The 15,261-nt window shown below is 67.7% G+C and carries 19 protein-coding genes; 11 read left to right on the forward strand and 8 right to left on the reverse strand.

The genetic code is table 11. The features are described 5' to 3' along the window. The first annotated feature begins 25 nt into the window (after positions 1 to 25). The 3 genes from AC50YM_RS16970 to AC50YM_RS16980 all read left to right on the forward strand — a co-directional run bounded on the left by AC50YM_RS16970 (position 26) and on the right by AC50YM_RS16980 (position 3,104). Positions 26 to 1,021: a TIGR03885 family FMN-dependent LLM class oxidoreductase gene (locus AC50YM_RS16970; RefSeq protein ID WP_494958117.1), complete on the forward strand. Its 996-nt coding sequence runs from the start codon at positions 26 to 28 to the stop codon at positions 1,019 to 1,021. Then, a complete protein-coding gene (locus AC50YM_RS16975) occupies positions 1,018 to 2,712 on the forward strand; it encodes an alpha-amylase family protein (protein WP_494958118.1) in 1,695 nt (564 codons plus the stop codon). Before AC50YM_RS16970 ends, AC50YM_RS16975 begins: the two co-directional genes overlap by 4 nt. Positions 2,713 to 2,867: 155 nt before the next feature. Further along, complete coding sequence (locus AC50YM_RS16980; protein WP_494958119.1) at positions 2,868 to 3,104, forward strand: hypothetical protein; 237 nt, start codon at positions 2,868 to 2,870, stop codon at positions 3,102 to 3,104. 149 nt (positions 3,105 to 3,253) lie between these two features. On the opposite strand, the gene AC50YM_RS16985 is transcribed toward AC50YM_RS16980, so the two are convergent. From AC50YM_RS16985 to AC50YM_RS16995, 3 genes are all read right to left on the reverse strand, one after another. After that, on the reverse strand, positions 3,254 to 3,541 hold the full coding sequence (locus tag AC50YM_RS16985; protein ID WP_494958120.1) for a MoaD/ThiS family protein: 288 nt from the start codon (positions 3,539 to 3,541) through the stop codon (positions 3,254 to 3,256). Beyond that, the gene (locus AC50YM_RS16990; RefSeq protein WP_494958121.1) at positions 3,534 to 4,631 is read right to left on the reverse strand and encodes a WD40/YVTN/BNR-like repeat-containing protein; all 1,098 of its coding nucleotides are present in this window, start codon (positions 4,629 to 4,631) and stop codon (positions 3,534 to 3,536) included. Before AC50YM_RS16990 ends, AC50YM_RS16985 begins: the two co-directional genes overlap by 8 nt. A 67-nt stretch (positions 4,632 to 4,698) precedes the next feature. Next, positions 4,699 to 4,899, reverse strand: coding sequence for a hypothetical protein (locus AC50YM_RS16995; protein ID WP_494958137.1), 201 nt, complete (start codon positions 4,897 to 4,899; stop codon positions 4,699 to 4,701). Between the two features lie 154 nt (positions 4,900 to 5,053). Here AC50YM_RS16995 and AC50YM_RS17000 point away from each other — a divergent pair, with 154 nt between their 5' ends. The 5 genes from AC50YM_RS17000 to AC50YM_RS17020 all read left to right on the forward strand — a co-directional run bounded on the left by AC50YM_RS17000 (position 5,054) and on the right by AC50YM_RS17020 (position 9,503). Then, positions 5,054 to 5,566 carry a universal stress protein gene (locus AC50YM_RS17000; RefSeq protein WP_494958122.1) on the forward strand — a complete coding sequence of 171 codons (513 nt, stop codon included), beginning with the start codon at positions 5,054 to 5,056 and terminating at the stop codon, positions 5,564 to 5,566. Between the two features lie 74 nt (positions 5,567 to 5,640). Continuing rightward, positions 5,641 to 6,141 (forward strand): DinB family protein, encoded by a 501-nt coding sequence (locus AC50YM_RS17005; RefSeq protein WP_494958123.1) that lies wholly within the window; start codon positions 5,641 to 5,643, stop codon positions 6,139 to 6,141. Positions 6,142 to 6,372: 231 nt separating this feature from the next. Further along, the gene (locus AC50YM_RS17010; RefSeq protein WP_494958124.1) at positions 6,373 to 6,720 is read left to right on the forward strand and encodes a metal-sensitive transcriptional regulator; all 348 of its coding nucleotides are present in this window, start codon (positions 6,373 to 6,375) and stop codon (positions 6,718 to 6,720) included. 61 nt (positions 6,721 to 6,781) lie between these two features. Continuing rightward, positions 6,782 to 7,012, forward strand: a complete 231-nt coding sequence (locus AC50YM_RS17015; protein WP_494890806.1) for a heavy-metal-associated domain-containing protein — start codon at positions 6,782 to 6,784, stop codon at positions 7,010 to 7,012. 49 nt (positions 7,013 to 7,061) lie between these two features. After that, positions 7,062 to 9,503: a heavy metal translocating P-type ATPase gene (locus AC50YM_RS17020; protein WP_494958125.1), complete on the forward strand. Its 2,442-nt coding sequence runs from the start codon at positions 7,062 to 7,064 to the stop codon at positions 9,501 to 9,503. Positions 9,504 to 9,540: 37 nt separating this feature from the next. On the opposite strand, the gene AC50YM_RS17025 is transcribed toward AC50YM_RS17020, so the two are convergent. Next, on the reverse strand, positions 9,541 to 9,813 hold the full coding sequence (locus AC50YM_RS17025; protein WP_494958126.1) for a DUF2277 domain-containing protein: 273 nt from the start codon (positions 9,811 to 9,813) through the stop codon (positions 9,541 to 9,543). A 241-nt stretch (positions 9,814 to 10,054) separates the two neighbouring features. On the opposite strand from AC50YM_RS17025, the gene AC50YM_RS17030 reads away from it, so the two are divergent. After that, positions 10,055 to 10,318 (forward strand): hypothetical protein, encoded by a 264-nt coding sequence (locus AC50YM_RS17030; protein ID WP_494958127.1) that lies wholly within the window; start codon positions 10,055 to 10,057, stop codon positions 10,316 to 10,318. Between the two features lie 90 nt (positions 10,319 to 10,408). On the opposite strand, the gene AC50YM_RS17035 is transcribed toward AC50YM_RS17030, so the two are convergent. Then, positions 10,409 to 11,422, reverse strand: coding sequence for an EamA family transporter (locus AC50YM_RS17035; protein ID WP_494958138.1), 1,014 nt, complete (start codon positions 11,420 to 11,422; stop codon positions 10,409 to 10,411). 122 nt (positions 11,423 to 11,544) lie between these two features. Between AC50YM_RS17035 and AC50YM_RS17040 the strand changes: the two genes are divergently transcribed. Continuing rightward, complete coding sequence (locus AC50YM_RS17040; protein ID WP_494958128.1) at positions 11,545 to 12,087, forward strand: CGNR zinc finger domain-containing protein; 543 nt, start codon at positions 11,545 to 11,547, stop codon at positions 12,085 to 12,087. A gap of 54 nt (positions 12,088 to 12,141) precedes the next feature. Here the strand turns inward: AC50YM_RS17040 and AC50YM_RS17045 are convergent, their stop codons facing one another. The 3 genes from AC50YM_RS17045 to AC50YM_RS17055 all read right to left on the reverse strand — a co-directional run bounded on the left by AC50YM_RS17045 (position 12,142) and on the right by AC50YM_RS17055 (position 14,597). Further along, positions 12,142 to 12,513, reverse strand: coding sequence for a hypothetical protein (locus AC50YM_RS17045; protein WP_494958129.1), 372 nt, complete (start codon positions 12,511 to 12,513; stop codon positions 12,142 to 12,144). 88 nt (positions 12,514 to 12,601) lie between these two features. Then, the gene (locus tag AC50YM_RS17050; protein ID WP_494958130.1) at positions 12,602 to 13,189 is read right to left on the reverse strand and encodes a hypothetical protein; all 588 of its coding nucleotides are present in this window, start codon (positions 13,187 to 13,189) and stop codon (positions 12,602 to 12,604) included. Positions 13,190 to 13,241: 52 nt separating this feature from the next. Further along, positions 13,242 to 14,597, reverse strand: coding sequence for an MATE family efflux transporter (locus tag AC50YM_RS17055; RefSeq protein ID WP_494958131.1), 1,356 nt, complete (start codon positions 14,595 to 14,597; stop codon positions 13,242 to 13,244). A gap of 147 nt (positions 14,598 to 14,744) precedes the next feature. Between AC50YM_RS17055 and AC50YM_RS17060 the strand changes: the two genes are divergently transcribed. Beyond that, positions 14,745 to 15,179 carry a DoxX family protein gene (locus tag AC50YM_RS17060; protein WP_494958132.1) on the forward strand — a complete coding sequence of 145 codons (435 nt, stop codon included), beginning with the start codon at positions 14,745 to 14,747 and terminating at the stop codon, positions 15,177 to 15,179. Positions 15,180 to 15,261 lie beyond the last annotated feature (82 nt).

A 15,261-nucleotide genomic window follows, 5' to 3' on the forward strand; every position in this document is an offset into this window, starting at 1 on the left:
CCCGGGCCGACGGTAGACATGAACGATGGCTACCCTCGGTTTCCACGCATCCCACGAACAAATCAGCCCCGGCCAGCTTCTCAAGGACGTTCAGCTGGCGGAGCAGGCGGGCTTCGACGCCGCCATGTGCTCGGACCACATCGAGCCCTGGTCCGCCCGGCAGGGCCACTCCGGCTTCGCCTGGTCCTGGCTGGGGGCCGCCCTGGCCACCACCAGCCTGCGCCTCGGCGTGGTGACCGCTCCCGGCCAGCGCTACCACCCGGCCATCATCGCGCACGCGTCGGCCACCCTGGCGGACATGTTCCCCGGCCGGTTCTGGCTGGCACCGGGCAGCGGCGAGTACATGAACGAGCACATCACCGGGGAGCCCTGGCCGGACAAGGCGATGCGGCAGCAGCGACTCGAGGAAGCCGTACAGATCATCCGCGAACTCCACGACGGCAAGGAAGTAACCCGGGACGGCCTGGTCACCGTCCAGCAGGCCCGGATCTGGGATCTGCCCGCGATCAAGCCGCCGCTGATTGCTCCGGCCATCAGCGTGGAAACGGCCCGCCGCGGGGCGGCCTGGGCGGACGGGCTGGTCACGGTCAACCAGCCGCACGGGAAGCTGAAGGACATGCTCGCCGCCTACCGCGACGCCGGCGGCCGGGGCAAAGCCGTGCTGCAGGTGCACCTGTCCTGGGCGCCGACCGAACAGGAAGCCGTTGCGGTGGCCCTGGACCAGTGGCGCGGCAACGTGTTTGCCCCGCCGGTCCCGTGGGATCTGCCGACAGCGGCCCACTTCGACGGCGTCAGCGCCGACGTCGGCGAGGACCGGGTCCGGAGCGTCGTGAATATCTCCGCGGACACCGGGCAGCACGCCCAGTGGCTCGCCGACTATGTGGACCTCGGCTTCGACGAGCTGTACCTGCACTTCGTCGGCCAGGAGCAGGCGCCGTTCATCCATGCCTTCGCCGAAAATGTGCTCCCGCAGCTTCGCGGGTCCGGCAGCCCGCGGCAGGACCGGGAGGTGCTGCTGTGAGAATCGCAGAAACCTCGGACCTGTGGTGGAAGAACTCTGTCATCTACTGCCTGGATCCGGAGACCTTCTTCGACAGTGACGGCGACGGCACCGGCGACTTCGGCGGCCTGATCCAGCGCGTGGACTACCTTGCGGCACTCGGGGTGACGTGCATCTGGCTGATGCCGTTCTACCCCACCCCGGACCGGGACGACGGCTACGACGTCACGGACCTGTACGGAGTGGACCCGCGGCTGGGCAACCTGGGCGACGTGGTGGAGTTCATCCGCACCGCGAAGGACCGCGGGATGCGGGTGATCGCGGACTTCGTCCTCAACCACACGTCGGACCGGCATCCCTGGTTCGTGGAGTCCCGCAAATCGGTGGACAACCCGTTTCGCGATTACTACGTCTGGCGCAAGGACACCCCGCCGGACACGTCCGGGCAGGTGGTGTTCCCCGGTGAGGAGACGTCCATCTGGACCCAGGACAAGGCCACCGGCGAGTGGTACCTGCACATGTTCGCCAAGCACCAGCCGGACCTGAACGTGGCCAACCCGAAGGTCCGGGACGAAATCGCCAAGTCAATGGGCTTCTGGCTGCAGCTGGGACTGGACGGTTTCCGGCTGGACGCTGTCCCGTTCTTCCTGGAGCTCCAGGGCACGTCCGGGGAAGGCGCGGCGCAGATTGATCCGCACGACTATCTCAGCGCGCTCCGCAGCTTCCTGAACCGCCGCAACGGCAGCGGGGTGCTGCTGGGCGAGGTCAACCTGCCCTACAAGGACCAGCTGAAGTATTTCGGCGGCGCGGCGGGAAATGAGCTGAACATGCAGTTCGACTTCCTGTCCATGCAGAATCTGTACCTGTCCCTCGCCCGCGAGGATGCCCGGCCGCTGGCCACATCGCTCAGTTCCCGCCCGAGGATCCACCCGGACAACCAGTGGGCCATGTTTGTCCGCAACCATGACGAACTGACCCTGGACAAACTCAGCGACGCTGAACGCGAAGAAGTCTTTGCCGCGTTCGGGCCGGACGAGGATATGCAGATGTACGGCCGCGGCCTGCGCCGCCGGCTGCCCACGATGCTCAACGGCGACCCCGCCCGGATCCGCATGGTCTACTCGCTGATGTTCGCACTGCCCGGTACCCCGGTGCTCTTCTACGGCGAGGAGATCGGCATGGGCGAGGACCTCTCGGCCAAGGGCCGCTCGGCCGTGCGCTCCCCCATGCAATGGAATGACACTGCGAACGGCGGTTTTTCGGCCGCCCCGGCGAAGGATCTCGTGGCCCAGGTGGTGGACGGGTTCTTCGGGCCGAAGCACGTCAACGCCGCCGCGGCGAAGCGGGATCCGGAGTCGCTGTGGAACTTCATGGCGACCCTGATCCAGCGCTACCGGGAAAGCCCCGAACTGGGGTGGGGCGACTTCGAGGTCATCAAACACAGCTCGGCGAAGGTGCTTCTGCACCGCTGCTCCTGGGAGGGTTCAACCGTCGTCCTGGCCCACAACTTCGGGGCGGAACCTGCCTCGGTGGCCGCAAACGTGCGCTCTGCGGGGGACCCTAAGACAGGATTCGGCGGCGCCCACCTGCGGGATCTGTTCGATAACCAGGACATCGAACTGGCGGACGACGGCGGTTTCGAGCTGGAACTGGAACGCTACGGCTACCGCTGGTTCCGGCTCCAGCGACCGGGTGAACGCCACATCCCGTGAGGGACGCCGGCCCGGACGTCCGACGCCGGTAACGGCGCCGGCGTCGAACGCTTACCCACGTCTTACCGGGCCGAAACGCGCCCGCAACATTGGCGCCGGACACTGGAAGTGCCGGCAAGAGCAGGCACCACTCTCCAGTTCCGGGAGGCCCCGCCATGTTGAAGGAAGCCAAAACCCACGTAACCCGCATCCGCGCCCTGGATCAGCTGCACCGCGGCGACGAGATCGAGGCGCGCCTGAAGGTCGGACCCAATTACGACGACGTCGTAATCCGCCGCGGCCGCGTCCAGGAAACCGCGCCCGGAATCGGTGTCGTCTGGATCATGGACCGGCAGTCCGGCACGCGGAGAGTCATCAACACCGACGAATGCAGCCTTTGGCGGGTCGCCTGACCAGGCGGGCGTGGCCCTGCGCCGTCCCCACCGGAGCGCTCGACCCACGCCGCGGGCGTAGTCAGTAAGGACTGCCCGCGGTCAGGTCGGCAGTGAACCCGACGATTCGGCGCCTGCCGCCACTTCATCGCGGGGCCGTTTTGCGGAGCCTAGCCCCCGGCCACGGACTGGATGATCACCACTTCCTGGCCCGGTTCCACCGCGGTATCGAGGCCCTGCAGCCGACGTATCTCATCGCCCTCCACATAAACGTTCACATACCGGCGGAGCGCCCCCGTCTCGTCGCGCAGCCGCCGGCCCAGCACCGGGTAGCCCGCGGTCACTTCGTCCAGCAGCCTGCCCACGGTCCGCGGCCCGGCAGCGGGGGAAGTCAGCACCGGCCGCCCGCCTGCCAGCGGCTGCAGGATGCTGGGGAGCACCACGCTGATGTCAGTCACGGGCGATAACCGCGGCCCGGACACAAAGCACGTCGGGCAGGTGTGAGGCGATTTCACTGAAGTGTTCGCCCTCGTCGGCGCTGGCGTAGATGCTGCCACCGCGCGTGCCGAAGTACACGCCGGCCGGTTCGGACGGGTCAACGCAGGCGGCGTCCCGCAGCACGGAGTTGAATTCCGCCTGGGGCAGTCCGTCGTCCAGCCGCTTCCAGCTCGCGCCGGCGTCGTCGGTCCGGTGGACTGCGAGCCTGCCCTCCGGCGGGATCCGTTCGCCGTCGGCCTTGAGCGGGATGACCCAGGCGGTGCCGGCCCGGCGGGGGTGCGTGAGCATCACGAAGCCGAAGTCCGCCGGCAGCCCCTCCGCGATCGACTTCCAGTTCTCGGCGTCGTCGTCACTGCGGTAGACGCCGTGGTGGTTCTGCGCGTAGAGGCGGCCGTCGACGGCGGCATCCGCCGCGATCTTGTGCACGCACTGGCCGAACTCCGGGTTGGGGTCGGGCATGAAGTAGGCCGAAATCCCCTTGTTGCGCGGCTCCCAGGAGCTGCCGCCGTCGAGCGAGCGGTAGACCCCGCCGGTACTCATGGCGACGTGCACCTTCTGGCCGGTGTCGTCCAGAACGATTGAGTGGGCCGCTGCGCCGCCGTAACCGGCTCCCCATTCGCCCCGGTGCGGGTGGTCCCAGAGGCCGCGGTTGAGTTCAAAGTGTTCGCCGCCGTCGGTGGATTTCCAGACCGAGATCGGCTCGCAGCCGGCCCAGACGACGCCGGGGCGGGACTCGGCGTCAGGGTGGATCTGCCAGACGCGTTCCAGGGCGGCGTCCGTGCCCTCCGGGAACCGGATGGCTCCTTCTTCGGGCTCGTTCCACGTTTCGCCCAGATCATCGGAATGGAACACGGTGGGGCCCCAGTGTTCGGAACGGACGCCGACCAGAATCCGGGTCCGGCCATCGCGGGTGTCGATGCCGATGCTGGGGACCTCGCTCATCAGAAAATGGGGGCCTGACAGCGACCAGTCCTTGCGGTCACGGCTGGTCGCCAGCCAGAGACCCTTCTTGGTGCCGATTGCCAGGACGTAACTCTCTGCGGTAGCCATGCCCCTTATGCAACCACTCATGCCGGATGCTCGCAATGGAATTCGCGCGCTGGTTGAACCGGTCTTGTCAGTCCACGAATTCGGACTGCGTCTCGATGAAGTCCCAATCCGCGTCGGTTAGCACCCCTGAGACGGCATCCGGGTGGGGGCCGCCGGCTTCGGCAATGCCCTGCAGCACCTGCAGCGGCAACTCAGCGGCGCGCAGGTTTTCCCGCAGCCACTCCTTGCTCGCCAGATCCAGATCCAGCCACCACATGAAGATCTCCACGGCGGTCACCCTTTCCTCAGTTCCTCCACGTTAGGCCCGGCACCGGGGGCGTTCAAGGGCCGCTTGGCTCTGGACGCCCACCCACCCGTGTCCGGCGGACAGCACGGGGAGTAAGTCCCTGTTCCTGGCCGCGGAACCGGGGCCACAATTGAGTATGTCCGCCGAGAGCATGAGTGGTCCGCCGCCCCTCGTGGTCGGCGTGCTCCCGGGGCAGGGCTCCGAAGTCCTGCAGGCGGCCGCTGTGCTGGCGTCGAAAGTCGCCGCCCCGATGATCTGCGCCTATGTGGACGAGGCGAGCTACCTGGTGGAGTGGGATCCGGCGCGGTCCGCGCACCGTCTCTCCCTGCACCCCGACACCAACAACGCCGAAATCCGGGCCGTGACCCATGAATTACGGACCAACATCGGCTCTGCCTGTGATGCCTTGGGTGTCCATTGGACCCTGCGGACGCTGGCGGGCGACCCTGCCCGGGCGCTTGGCCGGCTGGCGGCCGAGGTCGGAGCCGCGATGATAATCGTGGGCACGCCGGAGCCCGGCCTGGGCCACCGGATTTCCGCTGCGCTGAACGGCTCGGTCGCCGCATGGCTTAGCCACCATCAGGACCATCCGATCCTGATCGTTCCGGTCCGGGCCCCCGTCCACCACCGGACTAAACATGGACCCTGACCGGCTGCCTGGCCCCGGGCGGTGTGATTGTGGCGGTTGACCGCGACGCGGTCGTGGCCGAGTATCGGCGTAATGTGACCGAGCTCGAAATGCTCCTGGCCGGCACCTCACCAGAAGCCCTCCGGCGCCCCAGTGCGGGCACCCGATGGAGCAACGAGGAACTGCTCTACCACATGGTGTTCGGCTACATCGTGGTGCTGGCCCTGCTCCCCCTGGTGCGGCTTTTTGGCCGGCTGCCGGTCCCGGTCAGCCGCGGTTTCGCCTGGCTTCTGAACGCGGGAACGGCACCGTTCGACGTCGTGAATTACTGGGGCTCAATCGCCGGCGCCCGCATCGTCACCCGGCGGCGGATGGCCGCGGCGCTGCGCCGGGTCACGGCTGTGCTGGAACGACGGCTGCGGCGGGAACCCGAACCCCGGTTGGCCCGCCGCATGCACTTCCCGACCCGCTGGGACCCGTTCTTCAAAGAGACCATGTCCCTGGCCGACGTCTATGCCTACCCCGTGGCGCACTTCGATTTCCATGCCGCCCAGCTTTCACTGGGGTCCGCACCCGGGACCCCGACGGGTCCCTGAAAGTAAAGCGAAAGTAGTTATTCGGGGTGCTGGCTTTCACCACCGACCGCCCAGTAAGCTTGACAATGTAAGCGGGAGATCGAAGGCCCGCCCAAAGACTGCTCCGGAGTGCGTATCCCCCAATAACGCACTCCGGAGTTCTTTTTTGCCTCCGGGCGTCCGGAGGCACCCGGCAGCGGATACCCCTGCGGGGTACTTGTTTTATACCCCTGGGGGGTATAGTTTGAGCTTATGAACGAGCCCGAAAACCCGGCCCTGGCGTCCGCGGACGCTGCGCCGGAGCAACAGCACGGCTATTCCTCCAACAAGGACGCCTACCTCCTGCGGCTGAAACGGATCGAAGGCCAGGTGCGCGGCATCGCCCGGATGGTCGATGAGGACAAGTACTGCATCGACATCCTCACCCAGGTCGCAGCGGTCACCAAAGCCCTGCACGCCGTCAGCCTCGGCCTCGTGGAGGAGCACATCGGCCACTGCGTGGTCGGAGCCGCGTCCGAACCGGATGCGAAGCTGCGGGGCGCAGCGATCGACTTCAAGGTCAAAGAGGCCACCGACGCCATCGGCCGCCTGCTGCGGTAGCGGCAACACCACAGCCAGCCCGCCCGGGCTGGTGGACGAGTCCACCCACAAGGAGCAAGCCATGAGCACTGTATCCACCACCGTCAACGTTTCCGGCATGACCTGCGGCCACTGCGTGTCCTCCGTCAGCGAAGAGCTCGAGGCGCTGGCCGGCGTCGAGAAGATCGACGTCGACCTCAACTCAGGCGGCATCTCCACGGTCACCATCACCTCCGCCGGTGCACTGTCCACCTCCGAAATCGGCGAGGCCATTGCCGAAGCCGGCTATCTGGTCGTGGCCAACCAGGCCTAAGAAGCAACCGCCCGCTCACCATCAGGCAGACCAACAGGATCAGGACACCGTGAGTAACGAGAAACTGCTGGACCCGCCCGGGAGCCGGGTGATCGAGCTGGACATCGAGGGCATGACCTGCGCTTCCTGCGTCGGCCGGGTCGAACGCAAGCTCGGAAAGCTCGACGGCGTTACGGCCACCGTCAATCTGCCCTTGGAGTCGGCCCACGTGAGCGTCCCCACGGACATCACGGACGAGCAAATCACCGCCACCGTTGAGGCCGCAGGCTACAAAGCCACGGTTCGGGGTGCCAAGCCACCGGTTGCGATCCTTGCTGAGGGCGACCACAACGGCGCCGCCGGGGACATGCGGAAGCGTGCGCCTCAGGTGGGGCCACCCCGACAGGGTGCCCTGGCCGAGCTTGCGAGGCCAGGGGGTCGGCGGGGAGGAACGACCGAGCACGCCGAGCATGCGGCCACCGGTGGCGGCGCGTCCGGCAACCACCCGGCAGCCAAGCTCCGCCCGCGCCTGCTCGTCGCGGCCATCCTCACCGTGCCGGTGTTCCTGATTTCCATGTTCCCGGCCCTTCAATTCGCCAACTGGGGCTGGACGGCCGCAGCCCTGGCCCTGCCCGTGGTTACCTGGGCAGCCTGGCCGTTCCACCGGGCTGCCGCCATCAACGCCCGGCACTTCGCCTCCACGATGGACACGCTGGTCTCCATCGGAGTGACCGCAGCCTACGTCTTTTCAGCCTGGCAGCTCGCCGCGGACCCGCAGCTGACCGCCCACCGGCTGGGCATGGACGGCATGGAGGGCATGGGGAGGGCATCCGGCGGACTCTACTTCGAGGTTTCCGCAGTCGTCACGACCTTTCTGCTGCTCGGCCGCTATCTGGAGGCCAATGCCAAGCAAAAAGCGGGGGACGCCCTCCGGGCCCTGCTGAACCTGGGCGCCAAGGATGCCACGGTGCTGCGCGACGGCCAGGAGCAGCAGATCCCGGCCGATCAGCTCGGGGTGGGCGACCTCATACTGGTCCGCCCCGGCGAGAAGATTGCGACTGACGGGATCGTCGTCGAAGGCTCCTCCGCGGTTGATGCCTCGCTGGTTACAGGCGAATCGGTGCCGGTGGAAGTCGGCCCGGACAGCCCGGTCACGGGCGCCACCATCAACACCTCCGGCAGGCTGCTCGTCCGCGCAACGCGCGTTGGCGCCGAAACCACCCTGGCCCAGATGGGCCGGCTGGTCTCCCAGGCACAGACGGGCAAGGCGCCGATCGCGCGTCTGGCGGACCGGATCAGTGCCGTGTTCGTTCCGGTGGTCCTGGGGATCGCTGCGCTGACTTTTGGCGGCTGGCTGCTCGCGGCCGGCCCGTCAGCCGGCGACGCCGATCTCCGCGCAGCGTTTTCGGCCGCCGTGGCGGTGCTGGTCATTGCCTGCCCGTGCGCCCTGGGCCTGGCTACCCCGGTGGGGCTGCTCACCGGGACTGGGCGGGGCGCGCAACTGGGCATCCTGATCAGGGGCCCACAGGTCCTCGAGGACACCCGGACCGTTGACACGATCCTGCTGGACAAGACCGGCACCGTGACCACCGGCCACCTCGCCGTCGAGGGCACCGACACGTTCGGAACATTCCACCCGGCTGAGCTGCTCCGCCTGGCCGGAGCTGTGGAGTCCGCATCCGAACACCCGATCGCCCGTGCCATCGCCGCTTCGGCGCTCTCGGCCGGGCACCGCAACGGCGGAGCCGGCACCCTGCCCGCCGTCGTCGGCTTCCGTTCCGCGCCCGGCGGCGGAGTTCAGGGGACAGTCGAGGGCCGGCAGGTCACGGCCGGCCGCGCGGGCTGGCTGGCGGAGAACGGCATTGCCTCCACCGCAGCGCAGCTGGCGGCTGTCCGCGCCGCCGAAGGCTCCGGAACAACGGTGATCTGGCTCGCCGTGGACGGGGAGCCCGCGGGAATCATCAGCCTGCGGGACACGCTGAAGCCAGGCTCCGCGGCCGCGATCAGGCGGCTGCGCGGGCTCGGTCTCCGGCCCATCCTATTGACCGGGGACAACGCCGCTGTCGCCGCGCAGGTGGCCGAGTCTGTCGGCATCCCTGCGGAGGATGTGTTCGCGGGCGTGCTGCCGGAGGGCAAAGTCATGGCCGTGCGGAGGCTGCAGTCCGCCGGCGCCACCGTCGCCATGGCCGGCGACGGCGTCAATGACGCCGCGGCGCTGGCCCAGGCCGACCTTGGCATCGCAATGGGCTCCGGCACGGACGTGGCGATCGAGGCCGCGGACCTGACGGTGATGGGCAACGACCTGGGCCAGGTGGCCCAGGCCATCGAACTCTCCCGCCGGACCTTGGCGACCATCAAAACGAACCTTTTCTGGGCGTTCTTCTACAACGCCGTCGGCATCCCGGTGGCCGCCCTGGGGCTGCTCAATCCAATGATCGCCGGCGCCGCAATGGCTGCCAGCTCCGTGCTCGTCGTCGCCAATTCGCTGCGGTTACGCAGCTTCGGCAAGTAGGCAGCTCGCCAGGTTTCTTTTCGCCCAGGCCGTTCCCTCAGGCCGCACCAAAGCGGACTGCCGCCCTGGCTTTGGCCCTGGCAGCTTCCTCCCCGCGGTCCTTTGCCGGAGCGTGGGTCACCAGGGAGTCCAGCAGGTGCTGCGTAACGTGGGCAATCTCCTGCACAGCCCGGTTGAAGGCCTCCTCGTTCGCCTTGGACGGCTTGGTGCTGCCGCTGATCTTGCGCACGTACTGCAACGCGGCGGCTTCAACCTCGGCGGTGGTCGCGTGCGGTTCAAAGTTGTGGAGGGTCCGGATGTTTCGGCACATATCTTCATGCTAGGTGCCTTCGGGCCCGGGATCGAGTGCCCTGGCCAAGTGGTTGCCGCCGGCCGGCAAAAGCCATGCGGCCGCGTCTAGCCGCGTCCGGGTGATGGGCAGCTGTGCCCATCGACACTATTTCCGCGGGCAGGGTAGGTTCTAAGCAATGGACTTCCGGGAACAGCCGGGGGCCGTTTGGGGGACGCCGGCATGGCTCGGGTCCGTTTCACTTACTGAAGGAGATTTTCGCATGGCTATTTGGGGTGCAGACATTGCTCAGCTCAAGACTCTTGGGACGAAGCTGCAGGCAGGTTCGTCGGAGATCGACAAGCAGAAGTCGCTGCTGACCAAGGTGCTCGAGGGCACCGACTGGAAGGGCCCGGACGCCGAGAAGTTCCGCAGCGAGTGGAACGGCCAGCACGTTTCCGCGCTGGCGAAGGTTTCCCAGGCGCTGCAGGAGGCCGGCAAGCAGGCCAGCCGCAACGCCACCGAGCAGGAAAGCGCTTCACGCTAGGGATTTGGTTTCATAGGACAGCCCGGACGCACTGCGTCCGGGCTGTCCTACTGTTTGGACCCAGGTTACGGCGGCATTGTTTGGACCAGGTCACGGGACGGGCTCGACGTCCCTGGCGTGGTCCAGCACCGCCGGCAGTGCCGCGCCGGTCCCGGACAGGGACCGGAGCTCGTCCAGCCGAACCAGCACCACCCCGCCGACAATCAGCAGCCCGCCCATGAGCTGGATGGGGCCCGGCAGTTCACCCAGAAGCAGCCACGCCCAGAGGACCGCGAACAGCACCTCGGTCAACGAGACAAAGGACGCTACCTTGGAGCCAAGTGCCCGCGCCGCCACAATGCCGGAGACGTAGGCGAGCACGGTGGCCAGTACGACCAGTCCGCCCAGCGCCACCCACCACGGGGTGACCCAGGGGCCGAGGCGGGTGTCAGTGGTGCTGAACGCCATCGGCAGCAGGCCGGTTGCCGCAGCCAGCCACATGGTGACGGCTCCGACCATCAGCCCCCCGGAGGCAAGGACGATCGGCGGGAGGGTGTCATTTTCCTTGGCGGTGATGAAGAAGTAGATAGCGAGACAGACAGCCGCTGCCATCCCCCACAGCACGCCGTTGAAGTCGATGGTGACAGCTCCGGTGAGGTCCAGGACGAGGACCAGTCCGCCCAGGGACAGTACGGTCCCGGCGACCGTGAGCGGCCGCGGGCGCTTCCGGCTGGCGGCCCAGAGCCACAGGACGATGATGACGGGGGCCAGGTATTCCAGCAGCAGCGCAACCCCCACCGACAGCCTGGCGACCGCGTTGAAATAGAACAGCTGGCAGGCGGCGACACCGATCAGGCCGAAGAGCAGCACCGTGAGCCAATTGTCCCTGAGCTGGTGCCAGCGACCATGCAGCGCCCATGCGGCGGGAATGGCCAGGATCAGCGCCGCTGCCGTGAGTCGGGCGGTGACGGCCGCGCCCGGGGTCCAGCCGGTCTCCAACATCGCCTTGGCAAAGGAGCCTGACAGCCCGAACACGGCCGACGAAAACAGCGCCACGCCGAGACCCGAGGCCATGAACCCCGAGGCCGCGCCGGGCTTGCCGGCCAGCGTTCCGGGCGCGGACATCCCGGCATCGTGAATGGCCGAGGTTTCAGCGGATCGGCGTGCGGCAGACACAGGCGCCTCCTGTCAGGAGTAAAATGGGGTTATGCTCATGACAATACTCCACGCCGACGTAAGGAGTCAAGATGGTTTTTGCCCCTGACACGGAGATAGCGCTGCGGTCCGTGGTCAATCTGATCAACTCAGCGGCCAACGGACATGAGCAACTCGCCACGACCCAGGACCTCGATCTGTTCCTGAAAGCCGAGGGATTCAGTGGCTCCCGGACCAGGGATGCTGCTGAACTGGCCGGCGTACACCGCCTCCGCGGCGAACTGTCGGCCCTCTGGTTTGCGGACGAGCCAGTGGCCGTCGAGACCGTGAACCGGCTGCTGCGGGAGGCGCGGGCACTTCCCCAGTTGGTCAAACACGACGAGTGGGACTGGCACCTGCACGCCACCACCCGGGACGCGCCACTGGCGGACCGGATGAGCACAGAGGCCGCGATGGCCCTGGTTGATGTCATCCGCAGCAAGGAAATGGACCGCCTGCTCGTGTGCGCCGCGGAGGACTGCAATGCCGTGGTGCTGGACCTCAGCCGGAACCGCTCCAAGCGCTACTGCGACACCGGAAACTGCGCCAACCGTGCACACGTGGCGGCCTACCGGGCCCGGAGGGCGGGGTCCTGAGTCCGTTTCAGATTCATTCCAATGCGCTGCCAGCAGCGATTGCCGACCTCAGACTTAGCGGACGCCCTCGGCGGGGCCAGACTCCGGGGCGCCGGTCTCCGGGCCTCCGGCCTCGGGGCGGGACTGGGCCGGGTGGCCGCCATGGCCAGAGTTCCGGGAGCTCAAATTGATGCCGGAGCCCTTGCCGAGCTGTTCGTCATTTGGCTTGTGGCCCATGGACAGCATGGCAATCACGACCAGAATCACGATGAAGGCAATTCCCGCGGCGGTGAAGGCCAGGTCATAGCGGGGCGTCTTGGCGCTGCCGCCTGAGGCGAAAATAAGGGTCGCAACGAAGGCCAGCACTGCCCAGAACGCGGAGAACATCAGCGGTCCCTTGACCGTGGTCCGCAGCTTGCGCGGTTCTCCAGATTTCTGCTGTGCCAAGGTGTTTCCTCCTGCAGCCGACGCCGCCAGGCGCGGCAGTTGTGATGCCCCGAATGTTCTACGCAATGTAGAACCTGTCGCTACTAGTTTACGGCTTCGTGGAATCGTCCCGCGCATCGTTCCGCAGCGTCAGCCCGGCCAGCGCCCAGAGCACGCCGCTGATGATGGCCCCGCCGCCGGCAACCCCGAGCAGGGCGTGCGGGCCGAGGTCAATGAAGAACGGCAACAAAACCGCAGTGCCCAGCCCGATAACGCCGGAAGCCATCCAGTCCCGCGCAAGCACGGACCGGCCACGATGGGTGATGCCGAGGTAGAACTCTGCAGCGCCGGCAAGTCCCAGGCCCAGGCCCGCGAGGACACCGAAGACCAGGCTTCCCGGGATAAGGCCGACGGCCGCCCCGGTTCCGGTCAGCAAGGCGCCGGCGGCTGCAAGGATCTTGCCGGCGGGGGACCCGGGAAGGAATCCCGTCTTGTTCACGCCCCACAGCAGCACCACTCCGGTGGCCAGCAGGTAGAGGCCGCCCGCCCAGCCCATGCCCGCCGGGGGCGGCGAAGCCCAAAACACAGTCAGCGCACCGAAGACGAGCGCGACGGCGGCCCGGACCAGTACGGGTTTCCAGAGATCCGCCGCGGCGGGCAGGGCAATGGAGGCGTCGGGGGCTGCGGGGAGAGTCACCCGTCCAGTTTAGTGCGAAGCCGCGGCCGTCCGCGCCGGGAGCCGGCCGAACTCAGTGCGAACCGAGTACCATCCACCGGTCCGTCCGCGCACGGAGGCCCAGGGTCAGGGCCCGGACGGCCATGTAGCCCAATGAGAACGCCGCCCACAGCCAGAGCAGCCCCGCACCGCCGCCGGCCCCGGACTGTCCGACCGCCACCAGCAGCGGAAGGTACAGGGCGAGGTTCACGACGCCGGCAGTTGCCAGGTACTTCGCGTCCCCGGCACCGATCAGCACACCGTCGAGGACAAAGACATAGCCGGCGATCGGCTGTCCGGCCGCGAGCACCCACAGCGCCAGCGTGAGCGCGGTTCGGACGTCGGCGTCGGACGTAAAGAGCAGTCCCGCCCACGGTGCCGCGGCGGCCAGCAGGAGCCCGGTCAGAACGCCGAAGCCGATACCCCAGCGGACCATCGTTGCGGTGAGCGCCCGCGCCGCCGCCGGCCGGGAGGCACCGAGTTCCTTGCCGATCAGCGCTTGCGCGGCAATCGCGAGGGCATCGAGGGCGAACGCCAGGAAGGTGAAGACAGTCATCGCGAGCTGGTGGGCGGCGAGGTTGACCGCCCCCTGGGCCGTGACCACCACAACAGTGGCGAGGATCGCGATCCGCAGGCTGAGCGTCCGCAGCATCAGCCATGAACCCACTTTGGCCAGTGCCCGGATGCCATGCCAGTCCGGCCACGGGGATACGCCATGGTTGCGCGCGTTCCGCTGGACCATCACCACGTAGACCAGGGCCATGGCCCCTTGGGCGATGCTGGTCCCGATCGCCGAGCCCGCGACGGACAGTTGCAGGCCGTAGACCAGGAACAGGTTGAGCACGATGTTCAGGGTGAAACCGGCGCCGGCAACCAGCAGCGGGGTCCGCGTGTCCTGCAGGCCCCGCAGTACTCCGGTGCCGGCAAAGATGAGCAGCATCGCGACGAGTCCGGGCATCGACCAGCGCAGGTAGTCGACGGCGAACGACCGCACCTCGCCGCGGGCGCCCATCAGGTCCAGGAGCGGTTCTGCGGCCAGGAAACCGGCCACGGCAAGGACGACGCCCAGCAGCAGGGCCAGCCAGACGCCGTCGCGTCCTGCGGCGAGTGCCCTGGCCAGCTGGCCGTTGCCGACGGCCCGGGCTACCGCCGGCGTCGTGGAGTAGGCGAGGAACACCATGAGGCCCACAGCTGTATGCAGCACGGCTGAAGCCAGCCCGACACCGGCCAGTTGTGCGACGCCGAGGTGGCCGACGATGGCTGCATCCGCGAGGAGGAAGAGCGGTTCGGCGATCAACGCACCGAAGGCCGGTACCGCGAGGCGCAGGATCTCCCGCCTGCGGCCTGCCGGGGTCCGGATCGTTGCGGGAGTCGGGGCGGAGGCTGGCACGGAACCACCCTAACCGCACTGCCGGCGACGCACAGCTACGCACTAGTTGACTTTTCAACCAAAGGCCGGAAGAATATAAGTTGAAACTTCAACCAAATCCGGAGCGGCCCGCCCGGCCCCCGGTCCCCACGTCAGAACGGTATCCTCATGAACCAGCCCGCACTCACCACTGCAGCCCGCACCATCCTGCGCATTGTTACCGGCTTCCTCTTCGCCGCCCACGGCTGGCAGAAATTCAACGAGTTCACCATCGCCGGAACCCAGGCAGCCTTTGCCCAGATGGGTGTCCCGGCAGCCAACCTCGTCGCTCCGGTCACCGCCACACTTGAGCTTGTGGGCGGTGTCGCGCTGATCCTCGGCGTGCTCACCCGCGTGTTCGCAGCCCTCCTCGCCGTGAACGTGCTCGGCGCCCTGGTCCTGGTCCACGCCTCGGCGGGCGTCTTTGTCGCCACCGGCGGTTACGAACTGGTACTGATCCTCGCCGCCGCAGCACTGGCCGTGGCCCTCGTTGGTGCCGGCAAGGTGTCCGTGGACAAGGCCCTCTTCGGCCGCCCCGGCTCCAAGCTCAGCGTCCTGGCCTAGCCCCCGGGTTTGCCGGAAGGGGGGGGGGGGGGGTGGGGGGGGGGCCCGCCACTCCCTGTCTCTCGCTACCCCCCCCCCCCCA

Source organism: Pseudarthrobacter sp. RHLT1-30-1 (assembly GCF_059383415.1).